The organism is Streptomyces pactum, assembly GCF_016031615.1.
GTDB classification, from domain to species: Bacteria; Actinomycetota; Actinomycetes; order Streptomycetales; family Streptomycetaceae; genus Streptomyces; species Streptomyces pactus.
The window spans coordinates 3,220,100-3,244,028 of record NZ_JACYXC010000001.1; the positions used below are offsets into that span (position 1 = coordinate 3,220,100).

At 75.0% G+C, this 23,929-nt stretch carries 24 protein-coding genes and 3 pseudogenes; 18 read left to right on the top strand and 9 right to left on the bottom strand.

What is annotated here, in order from left to right; translation table 11 throughout:
* The first annotated feature begins 62 nt into the window (after positions 1-62).
* The 5 genes from IHE55_RS12695 to ygfZ all read left to right on the top strand — a co-directional run bounded on the left by IHE55_RS12695 (position 63) and on the right by ygfZ (position 5,374).
* The gene (locus IHE55_RS12695; RefSeq protein WP_197989130.1) at positions 63-1,130 is read left to right on the top strand and encodes a FecCD family ABC transporter permease; all 1,068 of its coding nucleotides are present in this window, start codon (positions 63-65) and stop codon (positions 1,128-1,130) included.
* A complete protein-coding gene (locus IHE55_RS12700) occupies positions 1,130-1,990 on the top strand; it encodes an ABC transporter ATP-binding protein (protein WP_197989131.1) in 861 nt (286 codons plus the stop codon). The genes IHE55_RS12695 and IHE55_RS12700 overlap by 1 nt, the downstream gene beginning before the upstream one ends.
* Positions 1,991-2,321: 331 nt before the next feature.
* Positions 2,322-3,359, top strand: a complete 1,038-nt coding sequence (locus IHE55_RS12705; protein WP_197989132.1) for an ABC transporter substrate-binding protein — start codon at positions 2,322-2,324, stop codon at positions 3,357-3,359.
* 447 nt (positions 3,360-3,806) lie between these two features.
* A complete protein-coding gene (locus tag IHE55_RS12710; protein ID WP_197989133.1) occupies positions 3,807-4,331 on the top strand; it encodes a Fur family transcriptional regulator in 525 nt (174 codons plus the stop codon).
* A 77-nt stretch (positions 4,332-4,408) separates the two neighbouring features.
* Positions 4,409-5,374 (top strand): CAF17-like 4Fe-4S cluster assembly/insertion protein YgfZ, encoded by a 966-nt coding sequence (gene ygfZ, locus IHE55_RS12715; protein ID WP_197989134.1) that lies wholly within the window; start codon positions 4,409-4,411, stop codon positions 5,372-5,374.
* Between the two features lie 547 nt (positions 5,375-5,921).
* Here ygfZ and IHE55_RS31170 read toward each other — a convergent pair.
* Both IHE55_RS31170 and IHE55_RS31175 read right to left on the bottom strand, forming a co-directional pair.
* Positions 5,922-6,173, bottom strand: a pseudogene (locus tag IHE55_RS31170) (D-aminoacyl-tRNA deacylase); the annotation flags it as partial.
* A 180-nt stretch (positions 6,174-6,353) separates the two neighbouring features.
* Positions 6,354-6,527, bottom strand: a pseudogene (locus IHE55_RS31175) (D-aminoacyl-tRNA deacylase); the annotation flags it as partial.
* A gap of 146 nt (positions 6,528-6,673) precedes the next feature.
* Here IHE55_RS31175 and IHE55_RS12725 point away from each other — a divergent pair.
* From IHE55_RS12725 to IHE55_RS12735, 3 genes are all read left to right on the top strand, one after another.
* Positions 6,674-7,324, top strand: coding sequence for an RsiG family protein (locus tag IHE55_RS12725; RefSeq protein WP_197989136.1), 651 nt, complete (start codon positions 6,674-6,676; stop codon positions 7,322-7,324).
* A gap of 62 nt (positions 7,325-7,386) precedes the next feature.
* Positions 7,387-8,346, top strand: coding sequence for an asparaginase (locus tag IHE55_RS12730; protein ID WP_197989137.1), 960 nt, complete (start codon positions 7,387-7,389; stop codon positions 8,344-8,346).
* A 448-nt stretch (positions 8,347-8,794) separates the two neighbouring features.
* Positions 8,795-10,042: a GNAT family N-acetyltransferase gene (locus IHE55_RS12735; protein WP_197989138.1), complete on the top strand. Its 1,248-nt coding sequence runs from the start codon at positions 8,795-8,797 to the stop codon at positions 10,040-10,042.
* A 239-nt stretch (positions 10,043-10,281) separates the two neighbouring features.
* Here IHE55_RS12735 and IHE55_RS12740 read toward each other — a convergent pair whose 3' ends face one another.
* A complete protein-coding gene (locus IHE55_RS12740) occupies positions 10,282-10,731 on the bottom strand; it encodes an Lrp/AsnC family transcriptional regulator (RefSeq protein ID WP_197989139.1) in 450 nt (149 codons plus the stop codon).
* Positions 10,732-10,824: 93 nt separating this feature from the next.
* On the opposite strand from IHE55_RS12740, the gene IHE55_RS12745 reads away from it, so the two are divergent.
* Positions 10,825-11,637 carry an LLM class flavin-dependent oxidoreductase gene (locus IHE55_RS12745; RefSeq protein ID WP_197989140.1) on the top strand — a complete coding sequence of 271 codons (813 nt, stop codon included), beginning with the start codon at positions 10,825-10,827 and terminating at the stop codon, positions 11,635-11,637.
* Complete coding sequence (locus IHE55_RS12750; RefSeq protein ID WP_197989141.1) at positions 11,634-12,074, top strand: nucleoside deaminase; 441 nt, start codon at positions 11,634-11,636, stop codon at positions 12,072-12,074. The genes IHE55_RS12745 and IHE55_RS12750 overlap by 4 nt, the downstream gene beginning before the upstream one ends.
* A gap of 97 nt (positions 12,075-12,171) precedes the next feature.
* Here the strand turns inward: IHE55_RS12750 and soxR are convergent, their stop codons facing one another.
* A complete protein-coding gene (gene soxR, locus IHE55_RS12755) occupies positions 12,172-12,630 on the bottom strand; it encodes a redox-sensitive transcriptional activator SoxR (protein WP_197989142.1) in 459 nt (152 codons plus the stop codon).
* 51 nt (positions 12,631-12,681) lie between these two features.
* On the opposite strand from soxR, the gene IHE55_RS12760 reads away from it, so the two are divergent.
* Positions 12,682-13,308, top strand: a complete 627-nt coding sequence (locus IHE55_RS12760) for an NADPH-dependent FMN reductase (protein WP_197989143.1) — start codon at positions 12,682-12,684, stop codon at positions 13,306-13,308.
* 196 nt (positions 13,309-13,504) lie between these two features.
* On the opposite strand, the gene IHE55_RS12765 is transcribed toward IHE55_RS12760, so the two are convergent.
* Entirely contained in the window at positions 13,505-14,299 is a 795-nt protein-coding gene (locus IHE55_RS12765) for a TetR/AcrR family transcriptional regulator (RefSeq protein ID WP_307826632.1), read from the bottom strand.
* Between the two features lie 403 nt (positions 14,300-14,702).
* Here IHE55_RS12765 and IHE55_RS12770 point away from each other — a divergent pair, with 403 nt between their 5' ends.
* Together IHE55_RS12770 and IHE55_RS12775 are read left to right on the top strand one after the other, a co-directional pair.
* On the top strand, positions 14,703-15,641 hold the full coding sequence (locus IHE55_RS12770) for a serine hydrolase (protein ID WP_197989145.1): 939 nt from the start codon (positions 14,703-14,705) through the stop codon (positions 15,639-15,641).
* 387 nt (positions 15,642-16,028) lie between these two features.
* Positions 16,029-16,424: a hypothetical protein gene (locus IHE55_RS12775; RefSeq protein ID WP_197989146.1), complete on the top strand. Its 396-nt coding sequence runs from the start codon at positions 16,029-16,031 to the stop codon at positions 16,422-16,424.
* A 255-nt stretch (positions 16,425-16,679) separates the two neighbouring features.
* On the opposite strand, the pseudogene pdxR reads toward IHE55_RS12775, so the two are convergent.
* A pseudogene (pdxR, locus tag IHE55_RS12780) lies at positions 16,680-18,090 on the bottom strand (MocR-like pyridoxine biosynthesis transcription factor PdxR).
* 273 nt (positions 18,091-18,363) lie between these two features.
* Here pdxR and IHE55_RS12785 point away from each other — a divergent pair.
* Positions 18,364-18,789, top strand: a complete 426-nt coding sequence (locus IHE55_RS12785; RefSeq protein ID WP_197991970.1) for a carboxymuconolactone decarboxylase family protein — start codon at positions 18,364-18,366, stop codon at positions 18,787-18,789.
* A gap of 179 nt (positions 18,790-18,968) precedes the next feature.
* Here IHE55_RS12785 and IHE55_RS12790 read toward each other — a convergent pair whose 3' ends face one another.
* Positions 18,969-19,556, bottom strand: coding sequence for a TetR/AcrR family transcriptional regulator (locus IHE55_RS12790; protein ID WP_197989147.1), 588 nt, complete (start codon positions 19,554-19,556; stop codon positions 18,969-18,971).
* Positions 19,557-19,674: 118 nt separating this feature from the next.
* On the opposite strand from IHE55_RS12790, the gene IHE55_RS12795 reads away from it, so the two are divergent.
* Positions 19,675-20,169, top strand: coding sequence for an FBP domain-containing protein (locus IHE55_RS12795; RefSeq protein WP_197989148.1), 495 nt, complete (start codon positions 19,675-19,677; stop codon positions 20,167-20,169).
* A gap of 154 nt (positions 20,170-20,323) precedes the next feature.
* Here the strand turns inward: IHE55_RS12795 and IHE55_RS12800 are convergent, their stop codons facing one another.
* Positions 20,324-20,854 carry a GNAT family N-acetyltransferase gene (locus tag IHE55_RS12800; protein ID WP_197989149.1) on the bottom strand — a complete coding sequence of 177 codons (531 nt, stop codon included), beginning with the start codon at positions 20,852-20,854 and terminating at the stop codon, positions 20,324-20,326.
* A 207-nt stretch (positions 20,855-21,061) separates the two neighbouring features.
* Here IHE55_RS12800 and IHE55_RS12805 point away from each other — a divergent pair, with 207 nt between their 5' ends.
* The 3 genes from IHE55_RS12805 (at position 21,062) to IHE55_RS12815 (ending at position 22,844) form a co-directional block, all read left to right on the top strand.
* Positions 21,062-21,529: a helix-turn-helix domain-containing protein gene (locus tag IHE55_RS12805; protein ID WP_197989150.1), complete on the top strand. Its 468-nt coding sequence runs from the start codon at positions 21,062-21,064 to the stop codon at positions 21,527-21,529.
* Positions 21,530-21,547: 18 nt separating this feature from the next.
* On the top strand, positions 21,548-22,303 hold the full coding sequence (locus IHE55_RS12810) for a hypothetical protein (RefSeq protein ID WP_197989151.1): 756 nt from the start codon (positions 21,548-21,550) through the stop codon (positions 22,301-22,303).
* Between the two features lie 205 nt (positions 22,304-22,508).
* Complete coding sequence (locus IHE55_RS12815) at positions 22,509-22,844, top strand: DUF2516 family protein (protein WP_197989152.1); 336 nt, start codon at positions 22,509-22,511, stop codon at positions 22,842-22,844.
* An 84-nt stretch (positions 22,845-22,928) separates the two neighbouring features.
* On the opposite strand, the gene IHE55_RS12820 is transcribed toward IHE55_RS12815, so the two are convergent.
* A complete protein-coding gene (locus IHE55_RS12820; protein ID WP_197989153.1) occupies positions 22,929-23,732 on the bottom strand; it encodes an aminotransferase class IV family protein in 804 nt (267 codons plus the stop codon).
* Positions 23,733-23,929: the final 197 nt, after the last annotated feature.

Sequence of the window (23,929 nt, forward strand, 5' to 3'; positions counted from 1 at the left end):
CCGCTCCGGGTTCCGGCGGGCCGGAGGCCGGCTCACCGGGGGCCGGGAGCCGCCCCGCCCCCATGAACCGGCGGACACCGGACCGGACGCCGCGGCTGCCGCTGCCGCTGCCCGCGCTCGTCGGCGCGCTCGTCGCCGCCCTGCTGCTCTCGCTGGTCTGCGGGGTCGGCCTCGGTTCGGCCGGGCTCTCCTGGTCCGAGGTGCTGCGCTATGTGCACGCCGGGGTCACCGGGGCGGCCATCGACCGGGACGAGGTCGCCGCCTACACCATCGTCTGGGAGCTGCGCCTGCCGCGCGCGGTGCTCGCCGCGGTCGTCGGCGCCGGCCTGTCCGCGGTGGGGGTGGCGGTCCAGGCGATGGTCCGCAACGCGCTCGCCGACCCGTTCGTGCTGGGCATCTCCTCCGGGGCCGCGGTGGGCGCCAACGCGGTGCTGCTGTTCGGCGCCTTCACCGGCCTGGGGGTGTGGGCGCTGTCCAGCGCCGCCTTCGTCTCCGCGCTCGCCGCCATGGCCCTGGTGTACGCCGCGGCCCGCACCCCGCAGGGGCTCACTCCACTGCGCCTGGTGCTCACCGGCACCGCCATGTACTACGGCTTCTCCGCGATCACCACCCTGATGGTGTTCAGCGCCGACCGGGGCGAGGCGGCGCGCGCCGCGATGATGTGGCTGCTGGGCAGCCTCAGCGGGGCCGGCTGGCCGTCGGTGCCGATCGCGGCCGTGGCGGTGCTCGCCGGCCTCACCCACCTGGCGCTCGCCGCCCGCCGCCTCAACGCGCTCGCCATGGGCGACGAGACCGCCGCCGCGCTCGGGGTGGACGCCCGGCGGCTGCGCACCGAACTGTTCGTGGTGACGGCGGCGGTCACCGGTGCGGTGGTGGCGGTCAGCGGGGCGATCGGTTTCGTGGGGCTGATGGTGCCGCACATCGCCCGCATCCTGGTCGGCGCCGACCACCGCCGGGTGCTGGCGGTCGCCCCGCTGCTCGGCGCGGTGCTGCTGGTCTGGGTCGACATCCTCTCCCGGGTGCTGCTGGCACCCGTCGAACTCCCGGTCGGCGTGATCACCGCCGTGATCGGCGTGCCGTGCTTCGTCATGCTGATGCGCCGCCGCGGCTACACCTTCGGAGGTGCCTGATGCGGCTGGACATCGAGGACCTGAGCGTGGACATCGCCGGCGCCCGGCTGGTGGAGGACGTCACGCTGCGGGCCGGCAGCGGCCGGATCGTCGGCCTGGTCGGCCCCAACGGCAGCGGCAAGTCCACCCTGCTGCGCTGTGTGTACCGGGCGCTGCGCCCGGCGGCCGGAACGGTCCGGCTGGACGGGGACGACCTGCACGCCCTCGGCGCCCGTGACGGTGCCCGGCGGCTGGCCGCGCTGCCCCAGGAGTCCTCCGGCGAGTTCGGGTTCACCGCCGCCGAGGTGGTCGCGATGGGCCGGCTGCCGCACCAGAGCGCGGCCGGCCGGACCAGCGCCGCCGACCGGGAGATCTGCGCCGGGGCACTGGCCCGGGTCGGCGCCGCGCACCTCGCCGACCGGACCTTCCTCACCCTCTCCGGTGGTGAGAAGCAGCGGGTGCTGATCGCCCGGGCACTCGCCCAGCAGCCGTCCGTACTGGTGCTGGACGAGCCCACCAACCACCTCGACATCGCCCAGCAGCTGGAGGTGCTGGCGCTGGTCCGGGACGCCGGGCTGACCGTGCTCGCCGCGCTGCACGACCTCAACCTGGCCGCCGTCCACTGCGACCACCTCCACGTCATCGCGGGCGGCCGGATCGTCGCGGACGGCCCCCCGCACGAGGTGCTCACCCCCGAACTGCTGGCGGAGGTCTTCGGCGTCCGCGCGCACCGGGTGCCGCATCCGGAGACCGGCGCGGTGCAGCTGCTCTTCGACCGGCTGCCCGGCCCGGCCCCGGCCCCGGCTGCGGGTACGGCCCCGACTGCGGCTCGGGCTGCGAGTACGGCCCCGACTGCGGGTACGGCTCCCGCGCCGGGCTGAGCCGGCGGCCCGTCGGGCCGGGCAGGGGGACCGGGTCACGGGAGCGGGACCCGGGCCGGTCCGGGCGGTCGGGTCCGGGCAGCCACTCCGGTCCCGGGCCCGGGGGCCGGGGGCTCCTCCGGCCGCCGGACCCCTCGTTCGACGGACGAGCCCCGGACCCGAGGAGCCCAACGGCCCGGGGGCGCCGGGCCACGCCGCCCCCTCACCCCCATCCGCACCCCATCGCCCCCCATCCGCACCCCCCTCCCTGCCCCTCCGCACCTCGCCTCCCTCTCCCCCCCTTCCACCCGGCCGCGCGTCTTCGGCCGAGAACCCCTTGAAGAGGACTGCCATGCGATCGCGCCCCACGACGCCCGCGCTGCTGCTCGCCGTCACCCTCGCCCTGGCCGGCTGCGGCGCCGAGATCAAGGACGACGACTCCGCCACCGCCGGGAAGGGCGAGCGCGGCGGCCACCACCCGGTGACCGTGGAGAACTGCGGCACCGAGACCACCTACGAACGGGCGCCGCAGCGCGTGGTCACCAACGACATCGGCATCACCGAGATCATGTTCGCCCTCGGCCTGGAGGACCGGATGGCCGGCTACGTGATGCCCGACGACAAGGGCGACCTGGACGCGGTGCCGTGGAAGGACGGCTACCGGAAGGTGAAGTGGCTGTCGAAGAAGGAGATCAACAAGGAGATGGCCCTGGACGCCCGGGCCGACATGGTCTTCGCCGGCTGGAACTACGGCTTCGGCGAGGACAACGGCTTCACCCCGGCCGCGCTGAAGAAGATCGGCATCGACACGTATGTGCTCAGCGAGTCCTGCCGCAACGGCCGGAACGCGGCGCGGGGTGTGATGCCGCCGTTGGACGCCCTGTACACCGACCTGACCAACCTGGGGAAGATATTCGGCGTCGAGGAGCGGGCCGCGAAGCTGGTCCGCGACTTCCGCCGGCAGGTGGCCGACGCCCAGGCCCGCGCGCCCCGGGGCGAGGACCGCCCGACGGTGTTCCTGTACGACGACGGCCGGGACCGCCCGTTCACCTCCGGGCGCTTCGCCGCACCGCACGACATCATCACCAAGGCCGGCGGCGACCACATCATGAAGGACCTCGACGACTCCTGGACCACCATCGGCTGGGAGACCGTGGTCGAACGCGACCCGGAGGTCATCGTGATCAACGATTACGGGGACACCGGCGCCGAGCAGAAGCGGAAGTTCCTGGAGAGTTACCCGCCGCTGCGCGAGGTCTCGGCGATCAAGAACCGGCGGATCATCGTGCTCGACTACGCCGAGCTGGTGGAGAGCCCGCGCAACCCGGCAGCCGTCGCCACCCTCGCCGACTATCTGCGCGGGGTCGCCGACGACCGCCGCCGCCGCTGACGACGACGGCGGCGGCGGCGACCGGCGACCGGCGACGGCGGCGCGGGCCTCCACGGCCACGCCGCCACGGCCCCGAAAGCACGCCGGTACGGCCCCGGGACCCCGCCGGTACGGACCGGGGCCGACCGGCCCGGCGGCAGCCGCACCCGTCCTGTACGGACGGACCCGGCCCGTACGGGACACCTCCGGCCCGTAGGGACACCCCCGACCCGTACGGGACACCGCCCGGACCCGCAGGGACACCCCGGCCCGTAAGAGGCGGACCCGGCCCCTACGGGCCGGCCCTGCCCGCACGTGCGGTCCCCGGCCCCTACGGGCAAGGCCGGACGGGGGGACCCGTACGGGTCGGGCACCGCGTGGCCGGAAGGGCCGGAAGGGGGCCGGTACGGACCGGCGGGGGCCCGCACGGGGGCGGACGGTACGGGCGCCGGTGCCTACACTGGGCGCGTGGCGACCACCGATTGGAAGACCGATCTCCGGCAGCGCGGCTACCGCCTGACGCCCCAGCGCCAGCTGGTGCTCGAAGCCGTGGACCGCCTCGAACACGCCACCCCCGACGACATCCTCACCGAGGTGCGCCGCACCGCCAGCGGGATCAACATCTCCACCGTCTACCGCACGCTGGAGCTGCTGGAGGAGCTGGGGCTGGTCAGCCACGCGCACCTGGGGCACGGCGCCCCCACCTACCACCTCGCCGACCGGCACCACCACATCCACCTGGTCTGCCGGGACTGCACGGACGTGATCGAGGCGGACCTGTCGGTCGCGGAGTCGTTCACCCGGCGGCTGAAGGACGAGTTCGGCTTCGACACCGATCTCAAGCACTTCGCCATCTTCGGCCGGTGTGCCGGCTGTGCCCGCACCGGCGGGGACCGCGCCGCCGGCGACCGCACCGCCTCCCCGGCCGCCGCCGGGCCGGACGCGCCGGGGTCCGCCGCCGGTGGTGACCGCGACCGCCCGGACCGCCGCTAGCGGCTCGGCCGCGGGCCGCCGGCGGCCGACTGCCGGGGCACCGCGCCGGGCGGCCGGCACGACGTAGGCTGGCGGCCATGAAGAGCCCTTTGCTGTCGCTGCCCGGCGCCGTCCCCGGCGAGGGCCCCGACGAAGGCGTCGCCGCCCATTACGGCGACCTGTTCCGCGAGCAGCGCACGCTCGCCGACGGCACCGGATTCGTGGACCTGTCGCACCGCGGCGTGATCACGGTCACCGGCGAGGACCGGTTGAGCTGGCTGCACCTGCTGCTCACCCAGCACGTCAGCGAACTGCCGCCCGGGCAGGCCACCGAGGCCCTGATCCTCTCCCCGCACGGCCACGTCGAGCACGCGCTGTACCTGGTGGACGACGGCGGGACGACCTGGGCGCACGTGGAGCCCGGCACCCAGCAGGCGCTCCTCGCCTACCTGGAGAGCATGAAGTTCTTCTACCGGGTGGAGGCGGTGGACGCCACGGACGCGTACGCGGTCGTGCACCTGCCCGCCGGCAGCATCACCCCGGTGCCGCCGGGCACGGTGGCCCGGGAGACCCCCTACGGGCGCGACCTGTTCCTGCCGCGCGCCCGGCTGGAGGAGTTCGCCGCGCAGGCCGCCCCCGCGATCGGGGTGCTCGCCCACGAGGCGCTGCGGATCGAGGCGCACCGGCCCCGGCTGGGCCTGGAGACCGACCACCGCACCATCCCGCACGAACTGGGCTGGATCGGCACCGCGGTCCACCTCAACAAGGGCTGTTACCGGGGCCAGGAGACGGTCGCCCGGGTGCAGAACCTGGGCAAGCCGCCGCGCCGCCTGGTCTTCCTGCACCTGGACGGCAGCGAGGTGAAACTGCCCGGGCACGGCGCTCCCGTACGGCTCGCCTCCGAGGGCCCGGACGGCCGTCAGCTGGGCTTCGTCACCTCCTCGGCCCGCCACCACGAACTGGGCCCGATCGCCCTCGCCCTGGTGAAGCGGAACGTCCCGGTGGACGCCGACCTGCTCGCCGACACCACGGCGGCGGCCCAGGAGGTCGTGGTCGAGCCCTGACGGCACCGCCCGGCGGGCGGGGCATGCTGGGCGCGGGCGTGGCCCCACCGCCGGATGCCGTGGCCGGTTCCGCGCCGCCGGCCGCCAGGGGCGCGGTGGACGACCGTGACGCCCCGCCCGGACCGAGACCGACGCTCGCCCCGGGGTCGGGGAGCTGCCACCCGCCCCCGGGCCGCCGACGCCCCTCCCGGACCCCGCCCCGGCCCCGCCCCCGGCTCGGGCCATCGGCCTTCCGGGCGGGGGAACATCCGGGCAGGTGGCCACCCCGGCGGGTGAACGCCGCGGCCGGACCGGCCCGGCCATGGGCCGTCGGAGCGGGTGACGCCCGGAAATCCGGTGACGGCACGCACCCCCGAGCGGGTGACGCCACCCGGGCGAACCGGACGGCGCTCCGGGCGGCGAACCCGGGGGTGGACCGAGCGGCGGACCCCGCCGGAAAGCGCCGGTGGACCGCCCCGACGAAGCCAAAACGGTGTGCCGCCCGGGGCGTACGGAACCGGTGAGGCCCGCCCGCGGGATGCCCGGCGGGCCCCGGAGCGGCCCGCTGTCAGACCTCGACCAGGACGGTGAACGGGCCGTCGTTGGTGAGGGAAACCCGCATCCGCGCCCCGAAACGCCCGGTCTCCACCCGCGCGCCCAGTGCCCGCAGCTGCGCCACCACCTCGTCCACCAGAGGTTCGGCGATCTCGCCCGGGGCCGCGGCGTTCCAGGTGGGGCGGCGCCCCTTACGGGCGTCCCCGTAGAGCGTGAACTGGCTGATGACCAGCAGCGGCGCGTCCAGGTCGGAGCAGGACCGCTCGGGCCCGCCGCCCGTGGGGGCGCCCCCTTCCGGGGCCGGCCCCTCGGGGTTCCCTCCGGCGGACGGCTCCGCGGCCGGCGCCCCCGCGGGGCTCTCCTTGGCTCCCTCCCCGGTCCCCTCCGGGTTCCCCGATCCCTCCGGGTGCTCCGGCCCGTCCGGGTGTCCCGGGTACTGCGGCCGGTCTTCCAGGATGCGCAACGTCCACAGCTTGCGCGCCAGTCGGGCGGCCTTGTCGGGGGTGTCGTCGTGGGTCACCCCGACCAGGACGCACAGTCCCTGTCCGGTGATCTCGCCCACCGTCTCGCCGTCCACCACGACGGAGGCACCGTTCACTCTCTGTACCACAGCACGCATGCCGACAATCATGCCGTGCGTCCATCCGGGGCCGATCCGGCGCACTGCCACTCCCCCGTGCGACGCGAAATGGCACGATGCGGGGAACCCAGTGCGTTATGTGGACAGTGCGGCGCGACGCCGTGCACCGAGGGGACGGACACGCCATGAGCACACTCGGCACCGGGCACGCGCCCGGGCCCGTAATTCCCATCCGCACCACGGAACGAGAGGCCCGGACCGCGCTGCCCGGCTCCACGCGGCCGGACATCCCGCGGCCGGAGGTCCGCGCGGAGATCCCGCGGCCCGGCGGCCCGCGGGGCGGCGAGGCCCTCCCGGACCGCGCCCGGCTGGCCCGCCTCCGCCTGGACGAGCTGCGGGAGCTGCGCCGCGACTCCCAGCGCGAGGAGGCCGACCTGAGCTATGTGCGGCGGCTGCTCCAGGGCCGGATCGACATCCTCCGGGCGGAACTCGCGCACCGTACGGCACCGGCCGGGCCGCTCGTCGAACGGCTGCCGCAGATCCTCGCCGACGCCCCGCCGCGGCAGCGCAGCTCCGCGCGCCATGTGACGCTCGGCACTCCGCACGACGACCGGTACCGGCGGCTGGCCGAGTCGATGCTCGGTGAGGTGGAGCTGTCCGACCTGCCCGCCCGCACCGACGAGGAGCTGCGCGCCGCGATGGGCCGGCTGCGGCGCTACGAGCAGCAGGTCTCCCGCCGCCGCCAGGAGCTCCAGCGGACCGCGGACGGCTGCGGCGCGGAAATCGCACGCAGGTACCGTGTGGGAGAAGCACAGGTGGACGACCTGCTCGCCTGACCGGCCCGCCGGCCCGGTCCGGGCGGCGGGTCTCCCGCACGCCCGTACGTGGAAGGCCGACGATGACCTCCTCTCCCCCTGCCGTGACCCCGGTCCTCGCCGAGGTCGTCCGTTCCGGTTTCGTCGAGGGCCGGCACCGGGGCTCCCTGGTGGTCCTGGCCCGGGACGGCAGTGTGGAGCGGGCGCTCGGCGACATCGACGCCCCGGTCTTCCCCCGGTCCAGCAACAAGCCGATGCAGGCCGCCGCGATCCTGCGGGCCGGGCTCGACCTGGACGGCGAACGACTGGCGCTGGCCGCCGCGAGCCACTCCGGAGAACCGTTTCATCTCGACCTGGTGGCCCGGATGCTCGCCGAGTACGAACTGCCCGCCGATGCCCTGCGCACCCCGCCCGACCTGCCGCTGGACCCGACGGAGGCGGAGCGCTACCTGGCGGCCGGGCGGACCCGTGACCGGATCACCATGAACTGCTCGGGGAAGCACACCGCGATGCTCGCCGCCTGCGCCCGCAACGGCTGGCCGCTGGAGAACTACCTCGACCCCGGCCACCCGCTCCAGCGGCTGGTCCACCAGGTGGTGGAGGAGGCGAGCGGCGAACGGGTCGCCCACGTGGGCACCGACGGCTGCGGCGCCCCGCTGCTCTCGCTCTCGCTGACCGGACTGGCCCGCGCCTTCCGCTCCTTCGTGCTCGCCGCGCCCGGCACCCCTGAGCGCCGGGTGGCGGACGCGATGCGGGCGCACCCCGAGTACGTGGCCGGCACCCGCCGCCCCGACACCTGGCTGATGCGCGAGGTGCCCGGCACGCTGGCGAAGATGGGCGCGGAAGCGGTCCAGGCGGTCGCCCTGCCGGACGGCCGGGCGCTGGCGTTCAAGATCGACGACGGCGCGACCCGGGCCCTGGGACCGGTGCTGGCCCGCGCCCTGGAGCAGCTCGGCGTCTCCTCCCCGGTGCTGGCCCGGATCGGCGAGGCACCGCTGCTCGGCGGCGGGGTCACGGTCGGCGCGATACGGGCGGCCTTCTGACCCGGCGCCCGGTCCCGTCCCGCGCCCCCTGCCCCGGCGGCGTCAGGGCTCCGATCCGTCTGCCCGGTGCCGGTCACGGCCCGGGTCCCCTCCGTCCCACCGTCCGGGCCGGGCGCCTGCCGTCCCGGGCCCCGGCCCGTCCCGCCGTACCCGGCGACCTGCCGACGGGCGCCGCGGCCCGACCCGTACCGACCCGCCCGCCGGTCCACCGTCGGTCCGCCGCCGGTCCGTCGGGGCCCGCCCGGCGACCGTCGGCCGGCCGGGGCGCGCCCGCACCCGGCCCGTACCCCCCGTCCCGTCCGTCCAGGTCGCCCGCGCCGGCCGCACCGCCCGCCCGGCGGCCGGGATGGGCCGGGGCGGGCGCCGGGGCCGGGGCCGGGGCCGGGGCCGGGGGCCGGGGCCGGAAATTCCGGTGCGCCGGGCCGGGCGGTCCGCCTAGCGTGACGCCATGGGCCTCGACATCCGGACGATCGACGAATCCGACCTGAGAGACTGGATCCTCGCGCTGCGCACCGGCTTTCTGCGTCCGCCGACCGTCAGCGAGGAGGAGATCGAGTACCGCCGGGTGGAACACCGCCCGGAACGCACCCTGGGGGTCCTGGACCGTGACACCGGCCGCTACGTGGCCACCTTCCGCAGCTTCCCCCAGCAGATCACCGCGGTCGGCGGCCGGCCGGTACCGGCCGACGCCATCAGCAACGTCACCGTCTCCCCGACCCACCGCCGGCGGGGGCTGCTCAGCCGGATGATGGAGCGCGATCTGCGCGCCGCCAAGGAACGCGGCGACGTGGTCGCCACCCTCATCGCCGCGGAGTACCCGATCTACGGGCGGTACGGGTTCGGCCCGGCCACCTGGGCCACCGAGTGGCAGGTGGACGTCGCGCGCGCCGGGCTCGACCCCCGGTACTCCGGACCCGCCGACGGCGGCCGGACGGAGCTGGTCGACGCCGGGACCGTACGGGCCGTGGGCCCCGAGCTGCACGAGCGGCTGCGCGCCGCCCGGCACGGGGTGATCGACCGGAACGAGCGCTGGTGGCTGCAGACCACCGGCGCGTTCCCGGTCCCCGGCGAACCGTGGACCGAGCCGTTCCACGTCCTGCACCGCGCCCCGGACGGCACCGTGGAAGGGCTGCTCACGTACACCGCGGACGCCGTCTGGGAGGCGAAGCGCCCGCAGAACACCGCCACCGTCCATCAGTTGATCGCCACCACCCCGGCCGCCGAACGCTCGCTGTGGCACTTCGTGCTGTCGGTGGACTGGATCACCAAGGTCAACTCCGGGCTGCGCGCCCCCGACGACCTGCTGCCGCTGCTGCTGCCCGACCCGCGGGCGGCGAAGGTCACCACGCACGCCGACTTCCTCTGGGTGCGCCCGCTGGACGTGCCGCGCGCCCTGGAGGCCCGCTCGTACCCCGTCGAGGGGTCGCTGGTCCTCGCGGTCGACGACCCCGCCGGCCTGGTGGAGGGCCGCTACCTGCTGGAGGCCGGCCCGGACGGGGCCAGCTGCACCCCCACCACCGAACCGGCCGACCTCTACCTGGGCGCCGGGGAGTTGGGGGCGCTCTGGCTGGGCGACGAGTCGGCGGTCCGGCTCGCCGCGCTGGGCCGCATCGCCGAGGAACGGACGGGCGCCGCCGCACGCGCCGACCAGCTGCTGCGCACCTCGCTGCGACCCTGGTGCCCGGACCTCTTCTGACCCACCCCGCCCGCCCCGGCCGGGGTGGCCCGGCCGGGGCCCGACCGGTCCGCCGGTTCACGACCGGTCCGGTGGTTCGCCGGCCCGGTGCCCCATCTGCCCGACCGAGTGCGCCGGTTCACGACCGGTCCGCCGGCGCCCGGCCGGTCCGGTGGTTTCCGGGCTCTGTTGGTGTCCGCCACCCGGCCCGGTGGCCGTCCGTCCCCCGGTGCGGTCCCGGCCGGATGGCGGGCCGTAGGTCAGCTCGGGGCGGTGGGGCCGCGGTAGGGGAGGGTCTGGCTGTAGACGACGCTCGTGGTGGTGCTGCCGAAGCCGGCGAGTTCGTCCATGAGGGTCTCCAGGTGTTCCATGGAGGTCGCGGCCACCTTGAGGGTGTAGCAGTCGTCGCCGGTGGTGCGCAGGCACTCCAGGATCTCGCGGCGTTCGGCGAGGAGGCGGCGCAGCGGTTCGTGGCGGTTGCCCGGATATTTGAGGCGGACGACGGCGAGGACGGGATAGCCGACCCTGGCCAGGTCGATCTCGGCACGGTAGCCCGTGATGACGCCCGAGGCCTCCAGGTTGCGGACGCGTTCGGTGGTGGCCGACGGGCTGAGGTTCACGCGGCGGCCCAGTTCGCTCAAGGAGATGCGGGCCTCCCGTTGCAGCTGTTCGACGATCGCCCAGTCGATGTGGTCAAGATTCCCGGCCATGCCGCGAAAGTACCAGTAAAAACACGGGAAAAGAGCAGCTACGCAGGGAGATCTCGGTTCCGTGCGCCGCAATCGCCGGGATAGCCTCGCTCCATGCAACTCGGCGTCAACGTAACGAACTTCGGCCCGGGAACCGATCCCGGTGTACTGCGTGAATGGGCGCGGCTCGCGGAGGACCTCGGCCTCGGCGCCCTCATGGTGTCGGACCACGTGGCGATCACCCCGGACGTGGCCGAGCGGTACCCGGAGCCGTTCTACGAGCCGTTCACCACCCTGTCGTGGCTGGCCGGCCTCACCACCACCGTGCGGCTGGGCACGACCGTGCTCGTGCTGCCGTACCGGCATCCCCTGCTGGTGTCCCGCATGGCCGCCAACCTCCACCACCTGAGCGGCGGCCGCTTCGTCCTCGGGGTGGGCGTCGGCTGGGCCCGGCAGGAGTTCGAGGCGCTGGGCGTGCCGTTCACCGCGCGTGGCCGGCTGACGGACGAGACTCTCGGCGTCCTCCGGGAGGCCAGGGACGCGGGGCGCCCGGAGGGCGAGGTTCCGCTCTGGATCGGCGGCCACAGCGACGCGGCCCTGCGGCGCGTCGTGCGGTTCGGTGACACCTGGCACCCGCTGCGGCTCTCCCTCCCCCACATGCGCGCGGTCCTGCAACGGCACGCGCTGCCGGGATTCACGCCCCGCATCGCCCTGCGGGTCACCGACGCACCGGTCGACACCTCCGACCGGCCCGCCGGCGTCGGCACCGTCGACCAGATCCTCGACGACCTGGACCAGTTGCGCCTGCTGGGCGCGGACACCGTCGTACTCGACCCCTACCACGGGGACCCGGAAGAGACCCGGCGGCCGGAGGCGGCATGGCGGGCACTCACCCTCGTGGCCGACCGCTGGAGCACTCAATCATGATCACCTCGGCCGACGAGGCCCTTCTGCGGCGTGCCATCGGCATCGCCGCCCACGCGGTCACCCTGGGCGACGCGCCGTACGGTTCCCTGCTGGCCGGACCGGACGGCACCGTGCTCGCGGAAGCCCACAACACGGTCCGGCGGGACAACGACATCTCCGCCCACCCGGAGCTGAAGCTCGCCCGCTGGGCGGCCCGCGAACTCGACCCGGACACGGCGGCCCGTACCACCCTGTACACCAGCTGCCAGCCGTGCGGCATGTGTGACGGCGGCATCCTCCGCTCCGGCATCGGCCGGGTCGTCTACGCGCTGTCGACCGAGCAACTCGTCGCGCTCAACCCGCCGTCGGGCGCCTGGCCGACGGTGCCGCACGACGGCCCGGCCCTCCACGACGAGGCGCGCGCCCCCGTGGCGGCCCACTACCGGCCCACCCGCTGACCACGGCCTCTTCCTCCGGCCCCGGGCACCCCCGGGCCGGAGGGGAACGGACCGGCGGGCGGGCAGGCCGACGGACGGGCGGGAGCCGGGTCGCGGGTCAGGTCTTGAGCAGCCGGCGCGGCCCCGCCCCCTGTTCGCCCATCCGGTCGTAGGGGTTGGCCAGCGCGCAGCTGGCGATCGACAGGCAGCCGCAGCCGATGCAGTCGGTGAGATGGTCCCGCAGGTTCTCCAGCTGCTGGATCCGCTCGTCGAGATCCTTCCGCCAGCACTCGGAGATGCGCGCCCAGTCCTCCCGGCTGAGGACGTGGTCCTCCGGGAAGAGCGCGAGCACGTCACGGATCTGCGCCAGCGGCATCCCGACCCGCTGCGAGGCGCGGACGAAGGCCACCCGGCGGAGCGTGGCCCGGGTGTACCGCCGCTGGTTGCCGGTGGTGCGGCGGGACGTGATCAGGCCCTCCCGCTCGTAGAAACGGAGGGCCGAGGCCGGCACCCCGCTGCGTTCGGACAGCTCTCCGATGGTCAGTTCCTGCGTTCTCCAGCTCAGTTTTTCCGCCATGTGCCGACGATAGCTTGACTTAAACCTTTGTTTAAGTCTCATGCTCGTCACATGGACATCGACAACAACGCCGTCCCTTCCGCCACTTCCACCACCCCCGACACCCCGGTCCGGCTCGCCGTCATCGTGGGCAGCGTCCGCGACGGCCGCTTCGGTCCGGTCGTCGCCAACTGGTTCACCGAGCGCGCCCGGGCCCACGGCGGGCTGGAGGTGGACGTGATCGATCTGGCCGAGACGGAACTCCCCGCCCGGTTGAGCGGCAGTCCCGGCCCCGAGGCGGCGGCCGCGCTGGGCGCCGTCACCCCGCGCCTGGCCGCCGCCGACGCCTTCGTGGTGGTCACCCCGGAGTACAACCACAGCTACCCCGGTCCGCTCAAGAACGCGATCGACTGGCACCGCGAGCAGTGGCAGGCCAAGCCGGTCGGCTTCGTCTCCTACGGCGGGCTCTCCGGCGGTCTGCGCGCGGTGGAGCACCTGCGCCCGGTCTTCGCCGAGCTGCACACCGTCACCGTCCGCGACACCGTCAGCTTCCACAACGCCTGGGAGCGGTTCGGCAACGACGGACAGCCGCTGGACGCGGCGGGCGCCAACGGCGCCGCCAAGACCATGCTCGACCAGCTGCTGTGGTGGGCCAAGGCGCTGCGCACCGCCCGCGCGACGCACCCGTACGGCAGCTGAACCCCGGCCGGGCCGGCGGCGGGGGACCGGCCCGGCACACCGGGCCCGGCGGGGTCCCGGGCACCGGCTCACCGGGTCCGGCGGTCGGGGCCACTGGGTCGCCGGGCCCGGCGGTCCGGCACACCTGGTCCGGCGGTCCGGGTCGCCGGGTCCGGCGGTCCGGTCCGCTGCGTCCGGCCGACGGGTGCCGCTCGGCTCAGCGGGCCGCTGCCGCCGGACCGGCCTCGTCACGGGCGCCCGCGACCGCCGGTACCGGCACGGCACCGCCGCCCCACCGTGCGGCGGGCAGCGGACGGCGGGCCACCTCGGCCGCCTCCTCGGCCGGCATGCCCAGCATGCGCAGCATCAGTTCGGCCATCTGCTCGCAGATGTCCTCCTGCCCCCGCAGCTCACCGTCGAGGCCGTCGAGGGCGTCGAGACCGTTGAGGCCGCCGAGCGCGCCGAACCCGTCCCCGGCCGGGGCCATCCGCAGCTCCACCAGCCCCAGCAGGCAGCCGGCGACGCCCGCGAGCGCCACATGCGGGTCGGCGACCCGGAACCGGCCCGCGTCCATCCCCCGCACGATCAGCCCCAGGGCGCGCGGCGGCAGCACACTGCCGGCCCGCATCGACACCAGCCCGGTCCGCATCAGGATGCGGGCGAGCTGCGGGTGGGTGTCCGGCAGCCCGCCGGTGATGCGCACCCCCACCGCGAACTGTTCCGCGGGGTCGGTGAGGCCGGCGGTGCTGTCGTCCAGCAGCGTGCCGTACTCCTCCGCGGCATCGGCCACCGCCGCCTCGAACAGCTCCGCCTTGCTGCTGAAGTGGTTGTAGAAGGAGCCGAACCCGACGTCCGCGCAGTTGGTGATCTGCTGGATGCTGACGTCCGCCGGACCCTGGTCGGAGAGGATCGCCCGCGCCGCCGCCACCAGCGCCCCGCGCGTCCGCGCCCGCCGGCGGTCGGTACGGGTCGGGCCGGTCCCGCGCGGCGTCCCCGCAGCGGGCGAACTCACTGAATCGTGCACCGCGTTAGCCCCCGTCATTCCGTGCTGTGCTCGGGTCACCCTACTGATACCAGGGCAAACAAGGGGCACAAGTGGGCGGTTACCGGCCAGTCCGACCGCTCGGCGGCCCTCCCCGAGCCCCGCCGTCACCGGAGTTCACCGGCGTCCCACGAGCCCCGCCACCGGCGCGGGGCCGCCCCGGCCCACCGCGGGCCGCCGCGGACCGTCCCTGGCCACGCACGGCGGCGCGGGCCACCGCGGGCGGACCGCGCGCCACCACGGGCCCTCCGCACGCTCCCGGCCCGGCGGCTCCGGGCAGCCGACCCGTTGAGGGTTCATCTTCCTTCGTACAACCTTTCGCCCCCTCCGTGGTGTCTCGTGAGTCGAACGCACTCACAGGGGGAACAGCCTCATGAACACGAAGTCCCGCCGGATATCCCGGCGGTTCCACGGACCGGTGGCCGCGACGCTCGCCGCCGGCCTGCTCGCGCCGCTGGTCACCATCGCCGGCGCCTCGCCCGCCGCGGCCACCGGGCCCACGGTGACCTGCTCGTCCAAGAAGGCGGGCCTGGCCGACAAGCTCGCCCGGGACATCACCTCGGCGCTGCGCGGGAAGACGGCCACGACGGCGGTGTCGCTCCGCGACCGCACCACGAACACCGTCTGCACGCTCCGACCCGACCAGCGCTACGACTCCGCCAGCGTGGTGAAGGTGACCGTACTGGCCGCCCTGCTGTGGGACGCCAAGAAGCGCAACCGCTTCCTCACCGACCGCGAGGCCGACCTCGCCACCGCCATGATCACCAAGTCCGACAACGCGGCCACCAGCACGCTGTGGAAGCAGTTGGGCATGACCAAGATCAAGGGCTTCCTGAGCGCCGCCGGCATGACCCGGACGGTGCCCGGCGCCGACGGCTACTGGGGCCTCACCCAGATCACCGCCCGGGACGAGCAGCGGCTGATGGACCTGCTGACCGCACCGAACAGCGTCCTCAGCCCGAACTCCCGGGCGTACATCCTCAAGCTGATGGGCAAGGTGATCTCCTCGCAGCGATGGGGGACCCCGGCCGGGGCGCCCGCCACCGCGAAGGTCCAGGTGAAGAACGGCTGGCTGTCCCGCTCCACGCACGGCTGGCGGGTCCACAGCGTGGGCGCCTTCACCGGCAACGGCCACGACTACAGCATCACCGTGCTCACCCATGACAACCGCACCATGAACGACGGGGTGGCCACCATCCAGGCGGTGGCGCGGGTCATCCACAAGGACCTCGCCCCGTCCGCCCCGGCCACCGCCCGCTACACGCCCACCAGCACACCCAAGGAGGCGTTCCCCGCCGTGCCCCCGTCCTAGCCCGCCGCGCCGCGCCCGGTGCGGCACCCCGGACGCGCACGGCACATCGGCCCGGTACGGACACCGCGGCCCCGCCGCCCCGTACGTCACCACGGCACCCGCCGCGCCGCACGGGGCGGCGCCCGCGTCCGGCACCCGGCCCGCCGCCCGTTCCCTCGCCAGAGGCGCGGGCGGCGGGCGGGCCGGACGTGCCGACGGCCCGCCGCCCCTTCCGGCGGACGTCCCCGGAAAGCCCCGCCGCGGCTCGCGGGCCCGTCGCCCCGGCCGGTCACCGGGCGGGGCGGCGCTCACTCGTCCGGGTGTTCCGCGCCCGTGCCGGTCCGGCCGCCCGCACCCGGGTCGTTATCCCAGGCGCCGCGCCACGCGGTACGACGAGAGGACCTGGTGATGACGGTGATGGCGGCGAAGGGCAAGCACGCGCGGACGGCCGGGAGGCGGACCCGGCGGTGGCTGTTCGCCGGAGCGGTCGGCGGCGGCCTGCTGACCGGACTCGCCGCGCTGGGGCTGGCGCCGGGGCAGAACGGCGCGGAGGCGACCGCGCCCCGCGGCCCCCGGGTGGTCTCCGGGCCGGTGAGCGCGCTGGACGCGCCGTCGGTGGCCCGGTGTCCGCGCGGCACCTCGGTGATCAACGGCGGCTACGTCAGCCACGGTTTCCGCACCTCGGGCGGGAGGATCACCGACTACGTGGTGCGCAACGCCCCGCTGGCGAACGGGAAGGGCTGGCAGGCGAAGCAGCTCGCCGGCCGGGTCCAGGCGTACGCGGTGTGCGTCACCGGAAGATGAGCCGCCCCGCCCCTCGACGCACCCCCGTCCCGGACCGGCACCCCGCCCCGGACCGACAACGCCCGGGACCGACACCACGCCCCGCATCGACGCCACCCCTTGCGCACCACGCCCCGCATCGACGCCACCCCCCTTGTGCACCGCGCCCGCACGCACCCTCCGAGCGGCCACCTCCCGGCTCGGCCGGTGGGCCGTGAAGCCGGTGGGCCGCAAGGCCGGTGGGCCGGCCGCCCCGTAAGGCTGGTGATCCGGCCGTCAGCCCCCCGGCGGCCCGGGGTGCTCCGGCGCCGGCGGCAGCGCCGTGCAGAGCGCGTCCAGGGCCGCGCCGAAACCGTGCTCCGGAGGCGTGCCGTAACCGATGACCAGCCCGTCGCGGGGCGACGGGGCGGCGTCCGGGTGGCGGTACGCCGACAGCCCGGCCACCGCGAGCCCCAGCCGCCGCGCGGCCCGGAGCGTGTCCGGTTCCGTGCCGGGCGGCAGTTCCAGGACCGCGTGCAGCCCGGCCGCGATCCCGCTGACCCGGATGTGCGGGGCCCGCGCGGCGAGGGTGGCGACGAGCAGGTCCCGCCGACGCCGGTAGCGCCGCCGCATCGCCCGCAGATGCCGGTCGTAGGCCCCGCAGGCGATGAAGTCGGCGAGCGCGAGCTGGTCCGTCACCCCGGCCCACAGCTCCCGCTCGCCCTTGGCGGCGAGCACCTCGTCCACCAGACGGCCGGGCAGGGCCAGCCAGCCCAGCCGCAGCGCGGGTGACAGGCTCTTGCTGATGGAGCCGAGGTGGACCACCCGTTCCGGATCGAGCCCCTGGACCGCGCCGACCGGCTGCCGGTCGTAGCGGAACTCCCCGTCGTAGTCGTCCTCCAGCACCAGTCCGCCGGTGGCCCGCGCCCAGTCGATGACGGCCGCCCGGCGTTCCGGGTGCAGCGGCCCGCCGGTGGGGAACTGGTGCGCCGGGGTGAGCAGCACGGCGGTGGCACCGGTGGCCGCCAGCTCCCCGACCCGGGCACCGTGGGCGTCCACGGGCAGCGGCACGGTCGTCCGTCCGGCTCCCGTGAGCAGCGAGCGGTGGAAGGCGAGCCCGTACGACTCGACGGCCACCGGCCCGCCGAGGACCTCCCCGAGCAGCCGCAGCCCGTGGGCGAACCCGGCGCAGATCACGAGCCGTTCGGGAGAGGTGCGGACCCCCCGGGCCCGCGCCAGGTACTCGGCGAGCGCGCCGCGCAGCTCGGTCCGGCCGCGCGGGTCGCCGACCCCGAACGCCTCGGCCGGGGCCGCCGCCACGGCCCGCCGCACCGACGTCAGCCAGGCGGCCCGGGGGAACGCGGTGGCGTCCGGGGAGCTGGGCATCAGGTCGTGGCGGGGGGCGGCGTACCGGAGGCGCCGGGCGGGGGACGTGTTCCGGCGCGAGCGGGGTGCTGCGCCGGGCGACCCGGGTGCCGGAGCCCTGACGGGCGGTCAGCCAGCCCTCGGCGACCAGCTCCGCGTATGCCTCGGCGGCGGTGTTCCGCGCGATGCCCAGGTCGAGCGCGAGGCTGCGGTAGGCGGGCAGCCGGGTGCCCGGGGCGAGCCGGCCGGAGGCGATCGCCTCGCGCAGCGCCCGCATCACCTGCTCCCGCCGGCTGCCGTCCCCGGTGAGCTCCAGGTGGAGGTCGGCCCCGGCCGCCCGCACCGGCGGCTCCGGGGACTCCCGCCGCTCCGGTGGCCCGGGCGGCGCCGGCAGCTCCGGTGACAAGGAGGGCTCATGCGGCACGGACGGCTCGGGCAGCACGGGCGACTCAGGCGGCACGGGCAGCGCGGGCGACTCAGGCGGCACGGCCGGCACGGGCGGCTCCTCGGACTGACTGCGAATTGACCCATCGATCCGGCATGAAAATGCACCCTATCCAGGGGCTGACCGGCGCCTAGCCTCATCGGTATGACATACGTCGAGATTCCCCAGCGCATGGACTTCGCCGCCGTCGCCCCCCGCGTCTTCAAGGCGGTACTCGCCCTCGATTCCGCCGCCCGCCAGGGCATCGACCCGGCCCTGCTGGAGCTGGTGCAGATCCGTGCGTCGCAGCTCAACCGCTGCGCGTACTGCATCGAGTACCACACCACCGACGCCCGCAAGGCCGGCGAGCGCGAGGACCGCATCTACCAGCTGAGCGCCTGGGAGGAGTCGAGCCTGTACACCGCACGGGAGCGGGCGGCGCTCGCCCTGACCGAGGCGGTCACGCTGCTGCCGGACGGTGTGCCGGACCGGGTGTACGACGAGGCCGCGCAGCACTTCTCCGAGCCGGAACTGGCCCAGCTGATCGCGCTGATCTTCACCGTGAACGTCTGGAACCGGATGAACGTCACCACCCGCAAGACCCCCGGCACCCGCTGACCCGGCCCGGCCGCGGCCCGGGCCCCGGACCGGAAGGCCGGGACCGGGGCCGGAAGGCCGGGACGTGCCGGCGGCCGGCAGTTGCCGCCCCGGCGGTCGGAGCCGGCATCCGAACCCGGCGGCCCGCTCCGACGGCCTAGGCCCGGCATCCGGGCCCGACAGGTACGACGGCGTGACGGTCAGCCGTCGCCGGGCGCCCCGGAGGCCGGCCAGTTCTCCAGCGTCCGGTGGAGGGATTCGACGATGCGGCCCCAGGACGCCGTCACCTCACGGGGATGCCCGAAGCCGCCCTGGGCCTCCAGGCTGACGAAGCCGTGGAAGGTGCTGCGCAGCAGACGGACCGCGTCGGTCAGGTCCGGTTCGCGGAGGTGGTAGCCGCGGAGCATCGCGTAGGTGGTCTCCACCGCACGCCGGTACCCCACGGAGGCGGCGGCGGTCTCCGGGTCGAGCGGCAGCTGCGTCGCCGCGTACCGTCCGGGATGCTCCAGGGCGTACCGCCGGTAGGCGTCCGCGAAGGCCACCAGCGCGTCCCGACCGGCCCGCCCGGCCACGGCCGCCGTGATCCGCTCGGTCTTCTCCTCGGCGGCGAACAGCGCCACCCGGGTCCGCAGGTCCGCCACGCCGCGGACGTGCGAGTACAGGCTCGCGTCCTTCACCCCGAAGCGGCGCGCCAGGGCGGAGACGGTGACGTTGCCGAACCCCGCCTCGTCGGCGAGTTCCGCCGCCGCGCGCACCACCCGGTCCGTCGTGAGCCCCGCACGCGCCATCCGTCCTCCTCCGTCGCCGCCCGTGATCCTGCCAGGCCTCCCCGCGGCCTGCCCAGGACCTTCCTAGGGCATTTAATCAGTTGCCTACGTCAATTAGGTGTGAGTAGCGTCCGCGGACATGAAGGAAGTAAGTGAGCAGCAGATCCGCGCGTCGTTCGTCAACTGTTCCAAGGGGGAGGCCAAGCGGCTCTTCATACCGCGCGACCTGGAGGAACGCCCCTGGGAGGACCTGGACTTCCTGGGCTGGAGCGACCCCGGCGCGCCGGACCGCAGCTATCTGGTCACCGAGCGGGACGGCCGGCTGGTCGGGGTGGCACTGCGCTCCGGCACCAAGCAACGGGGCTTCCTCCACCGCAGCATGTGCTCGTTCTGCCTCACCACCCACCCGGGCAACGGCGTCTCCCTGATGACCGCCCGCCGCACCGGCGAGGCCGGACGGCTGGGGAACTCGGTCGGTGAGTACATGTGCGCCGATCTGGCCTGCTCGCTGTACACCCGCGGCAAGAAGAGCCCCGCCTTCGGCGGACGGCTGCAGGAGTCCATCCCGGTGGAGCAGAAGGTGGAGCGCACCCGCACCGGCCTCTTCGCCTTCCTCGACAAGATCACCGCCTGACTCCCGCCCCGGCCCGGCCCCGCCCGGGGCCCGGCCGCCGAAGGGCCGCGGCGGGGCGCCGCCGGGCCGGGCTCCGCCGGGCCACCCGGCCGAGCGGCAGAGGTCGCATCACGCCATCACCCGCGTCGCGGACACCACACCGGCACCACCGGCCTCACTGCTCCGCCGGCGGCATGTCTTCGCGGAGCAGGCTGTAGCGCACGACGTCCCGCCACTGCCCGTCCCTGAACACCAGGCTGCGGAGCACGCCCTCGCGGGTGAACCCCGACTTCTCCAGTGCGCGCTGTTCGGCGATGTTCCCCGTCTCGGTGTCCGCCTCAAGCCTGACGACCGGTGTGTGCGCGAACAGGTAACGCGCCAGCAGCCGCTGGGCCCGGGTGCCGACGCCGCGGCCCCGGGCACCCGGCAGCAGCTGGGCTCCGATGTTCCAGTGGTACGAACTCGACGAGGTCACGACCTTCCGCCAGGCCACGAAGCCGAGCCGGTCCGCACCGGCCACCACCATCAACTGGCCGGACTCGTCGCCCAGCAGGCCGTCCTGCGCCCAGCGTCGCCGCCAACGCGCCGGATCCGACCAGCCCCGCCACTGGAACGGCCCGGTCGCCTCCGGATCGGTGAGGAACCGTTCGAGCAGCGGGAGGTCGTCCTCGGCCACCGGCCGAAGCATCACGGAGTCGTCACTCATCCCGGCTCACCCTAGGCCGTCGCCGATCTTCGTGACGCCCCTTCCGCCGATGTGGCGGCCACCGTGCGTCCGCGCCGACCGCTGTGCGACCGCCGTGCCCCCGCGACCGGGCAGGCCGGGCCCGGGGGCAGACTCCCGGCGACCCTCGGGGAACTTTTGCAAGCAGTCGCTTGCAAAAGTTAGCGAGTGTGGGGCAGCATCGTGGGTATGGCATCACTGAACGTCGGCAACCTCGGCGAGTTCCTGCGGGAGCAGCGGCGCAGTGCCCAGCTCTCGCTGCGGCAGCTCGCCGACGCCGCAGGGGTGTCCAACCCGTACCTGAGCCAGATCGAGCGCGGTCTGCGCAGGCCGAGCGCGGAGATTCTCCAGCAGCTCGCCAAGGCGCTGCGCATATCCGCCGAGACGCTGTACGTACAGGCCGGCATCCTCGACGAACGCGACCGGGAGGAGGCCGAGGTCCGCAGCGTGATCCTGGCCGACCCGTCGATCAACGAGCGGCAGAAGCAGGTACTGCTCCAGATCTACGAGTCGTTCCGCAAGGAGAACGCGCACTCCGCGAGCGACGGGCCCGGTGACGGCGGCGACGGTGCCGCCGACCGTGCGGGCGCCGGCGGTGGTGACACCGCGCCCGGCACCCCCCACACCCCAGCCGACGACGGCACATCCTCGAACTGATCCGGGAGAACCCTCACCATGGCCATCACCGACGACGTGCGCAAGTCCCTCACCGACCCCACCCCCCTCTACTTCGTGGCCGGCACGGCCGACCTCGCGGCCCAGAAGCTGCGCGAGGTGCCCGCGCTGGTGGAGAAGCTGTACGCCGAGGCCCCCGAGCGGATCGCCGCGGTGCGGAACACGGACCCGCAGGAGGTCCAGGAGAAGTTCAGCCAGCAGGCCAAGGAGGCCCAGGAGAAGCTCACCGAGCTGTTCGGGTCGCTCGACACCGACCTGCGGAAGATCCGGGAGACGGCCCAGGACCTCGCGCTCCAGGGCGTGGGCCGGGCCGCCGAGTTCGCCGTCCGGGCCCGGGAGCGGTACGAGGAGGTGGCCGAGCACGGCCGCGAGGCGGTACGCACCTGGCGCGGCGAGGCCGCCGACGAGGTGGTGGACCTCGCCGAGAAGATCGAGCCGGAGCCGGCGGTGCCCCCGAAGACGGCCCCCGCCCGGAAGGCGACCGCCCCCGGCGGCACCGCCAACGGCTCCCGGGCCGCCAACGGCGGGGTCCGGCCGGCCGCCCGGCCCACCCGGAAGGCCCCGCCGGCGCGGAAGCCCGCCGCCGGGAAGACCGACCCGCAGGCCGGTCCGGAGAGCACGGCCGGTGGTCCCGCGGCCGGCGGCGCGGCGGAGTCCAAGGCCACGCCGCGTACCGCCCCCAAGGCCCGGCCGAAGGCCGCACCCGCCTCCGACAACGGCACCGACCCGAAGGCCGGCGAGCAGTCCGCCGAGTGAGCCGGCCCGGCACGGCCGACGGCCGGCGCGCCGGAACCGTGGGACCGGACGGGCGCGGGACAGGCCCGGCGCCGGGTCCCGCGGCCCGGACCGGACGGCACGAGGGCGGGCGGGCCGAGGGTGAGCGGCGTGCCCGGCCGGCCCGGCGGGTACGGTGGCCGCATGGGCAACGCGGTCGCACACATTCGACGAGGCGGGTGACGACGTGCTGGTTACCGGATTCTTCAGCGTCCTGGGGCTGATCTCCCTGGCGATGGCCCTGTTCGCGCTGGGCGCGTTCATCGACGCCGCACTGCACCGGGAGGACGCGTACCGCGCCGCCGACAAGAACACCAAGGCCTTCTGGCTGATCATCCTCGGTCTCTCCGCCGTCGTGATGAAGCTGTTCTCGATCCTTTCTTTCCTCCCGGTGATCGGGCTGATCGCCACGATCGTCTACGTGGTGGACGTGCGGCCCGCCCTGAAGCAGGTATCCGGCGGCGGCCGGCGGCGTCCGTCCAGCTCGGACGGGCCCTACGGCCCGTACAACGGGGGCCGCTGAACGAGGCGGGAGCCGGGCGGGGCGCGCGGGAGCCGGGCGGGGCGCAACGGGCGTCGAGCGGCGGCCGGACGGGGCGCGCGGGCGTCACGGGGCGGTCGCCGGCTCCTCCCGGTAGGCCCGGTGGAGCAGGTCCACGAACGCCGGCGCCGCGGGCAGCGCGACCGCCCCGATCCGGTGCACCGGCACCCCCGGCGTCCAGGAGTTCATGACGACGGCGCCGGCCAGCTCCGGCAGGTCCGCGGGGGTGACCGCCCGGACGCGCTGGGGCACTCCCAGACGGTCCAGCTGCCGGCGGACGATGCCCATGGTGACGCCGCCGAGCACCTCGGCCTCCGGCCAGATCACCGTGTCGCCGTCCCAGAAGGCCAGGTTCCAGATCGAGCCCTCGGTCAGCCGGCCGCGGCGGTCGGTGAACGCGGCGTCGTCATAGCCCTCGGCCACGGCCCGGCGCAGCAGATACGTCTTGGCGACCTCGCCGACGTGCTTCACCCCCGGCAGGAACCGCTCGTGCTCGTAGGTGGCCAGCGTCAGCGGTCCCTCGGGGCCCGTCGCGGCCGGCCCGGTACGCACCAGCACCTCCGGCTCCACCGCCTCCCCTGCCGCGGTGAACTCACCGGCCGGCGAGTAGACCGTCGCGGTCAGCGACAGGTCCGCCGGTCCCGCCTCCACCGCGGCCCGCAGCCAGGACCGCACCCGGTCGTCGGCGGGTGCCCGGCCGAACATCTCCGCCGACGCGGCGCGCAGCCGCGCCAGGTGGAGGTCGAGCCCCCGGACCCGGCCCCCGCGCACCTGCATGGCGGTGAAGTGGGCGTAGCCCGCGAAGGCCAGCGGTGCCAGCTCCTCGGCGGTCGCCGCACGACCGTTGCGCTGAACGACGAAAGAGGACATCTCTCACTCCAAGCGATACGAAGGAACCGAAGGGACAGGACGGGCTGCCGCCGGGCGGGCGGGCCGGCGCGCACGGCGGGTCGGTGCGCGGGCGCGTCGTCCGGGCGGGCACCGGCGCACCGTGGGGAACGCGCCGGGGCGGGGCGACCGCGCCGGTCCGGGGACGCGTCCCGCCCCCGGATCGCCGCGTGGCCGGC

Excerpts from the sequence above, each read along its gene's own strand:
- IHE55_RS12695 (WP_197989130.1), top strand. The coding sequence starts at position 63 with ATGAACCGGCGGACACCGGACCGGACGCCGCGGCTGCCGCTGCCGCTG.
- IHE55_RS12700 (WP_197989131.1), top strand. The coding sequence starts at position 1,130 with ATGCGGCTGGACATCGAGGACCTGAGCGTGGACATCGCCGGCGCCCGG.
- IHE55_RS12705 (WP_197989132.1), top strand. The coding sequence starts at position 2,322 with ATGCGATCGCGCCCCACGACGCCCGCGCTGCTGCTCGCCGTCACCCTC.
- ygfZ (WP_197989134.1), top strand. The coding sequence starts at position 4,409 with ATGAAGAGCCCTTTGCTGTCGCTGCCCGGCGCCGTCCCCGGCGAGGGC.
- IHE55_RS12725 (WP_197989136.1), top strand. The coding sequence starts at position 6,674 with ATGAGCACACTCGGCACCGGGCACGCGCCCGGGCCCGTAATTCCCATC.
- IHE55_RS12730 (WP_197989137.1), top strand. The coding sequence starts at position 7,387 with ATGACCTCCTCTCCCCCTGCCGTGACCCCGGTCCTCGCCGAGGTCGTC.
- IHE55_RS12735 (WP_197989138.1), top strand. The coding sequence starts at position 8,795 with ATGGGCCTCGACATCCGGACGATCGACGAATCCGACCTGAGAGACTGG.
- IHE55_RS12740 (WP_197989139.1), bottom strand. The coding sequence starts at position 10,731 with ATGGCCGGGAATCTTGACCACATCGACTGGGCGATCGTCGAACAGCTG.
- IHE55_RS12745 (WP_197989140.1), top strand. The coding sequence starts at position 10,825 with ATGCAACTCGGCGTCAACGTAACGAACTTCGGCCCGGGAACCGATCCC.
- IHE55_RS12750 (WP_197989141.1), top strand. The coding sequence starts at position 11,634 with ATGATCACCTCGGCCGACGAGGCCCTTCTGCGGCGTGCCATCGGCATC.
- soxR (WP_197989142.1), bottom strand. The coding sequence starts at position 12,630 with ATGGCGGAAAAACTGAGCTGGAGAACGCAGGAACTGACCATCGGAGAG.
- IHE55_RS12760 (WP_197989143.1), top strand. The coding sequence starts at position 12,682 with ATGGACATCGACAACAACGCCGTCCCTTCCGCCACTTCCACCACCCCC.
- IHE55_RS12770 (WP_197989145.1), top strand. The coding sequence starts at position 14,703 with ATGAACACGAAGTCCCGCCGGATATCCCGGCGGTTCCACGGACCGGTG.
- IHE55_RS12775 (WP_197989146.1), top strand. The coding sequence starts at position 16,029 with ATGACGGTGATGGCGGCGAAGGGCAAGCACGCGCGGACGGCCGGGAGG.
- IHE55_RS12785 (WP_197991970.1), top strand. The coding sequence starts at position 18,364 with ATGGACTTCGCCGCCGTCGCCCCCCGCGTCTTCAAGGCGGTACTCGCC.
- IHE55_RS12790 (WP_197989147.1), bottom strand. The coding sequence starts at position 19,556 with ATGGCGCGTGCGGGGCTCACGACGGACCGGGTGGTGCGCGCGGCGGCG.
- IHE55_RS12795 (WP_197989148.1), top strand. The coding sequence starts at position 19,675 with ATGAAGGAAGTAAGTGAGCAGCAGATCCGCGCGTCGTTCGTCAACTGT.
- IHE55_RS12800 (WP_197989149.1), bottom strand. The coding sequence starts at position 20,854 with ATGAGTGACGACTCCGTGATGCTTCGGCCGGTGGCCGAGGACGACCTC.
- IHE55_RS12805 (WP_197989150.1), top strand. The coding sequence starts at position 21,062 with ATGGCATCACTGAACGTCGGCAACCTCGGCGAGTTCCTGCGGGAGCAG.
- IHE55_RS12810 (WP_197989151.1), top strand. The coding sequence starts at position 21,548 with ATGGCCATCACCGACGACGTGCGCAAGTCCCTCACCGACCCCACCCCC.
- IHE55_RS12820 (WP_197989153.1), bottom strand. The coding sequence starts at position 23,732 with ATGTCCTCTTTCGTCGTTCAGCGCAACGGTCGTGCGGCGACCGCCGAG.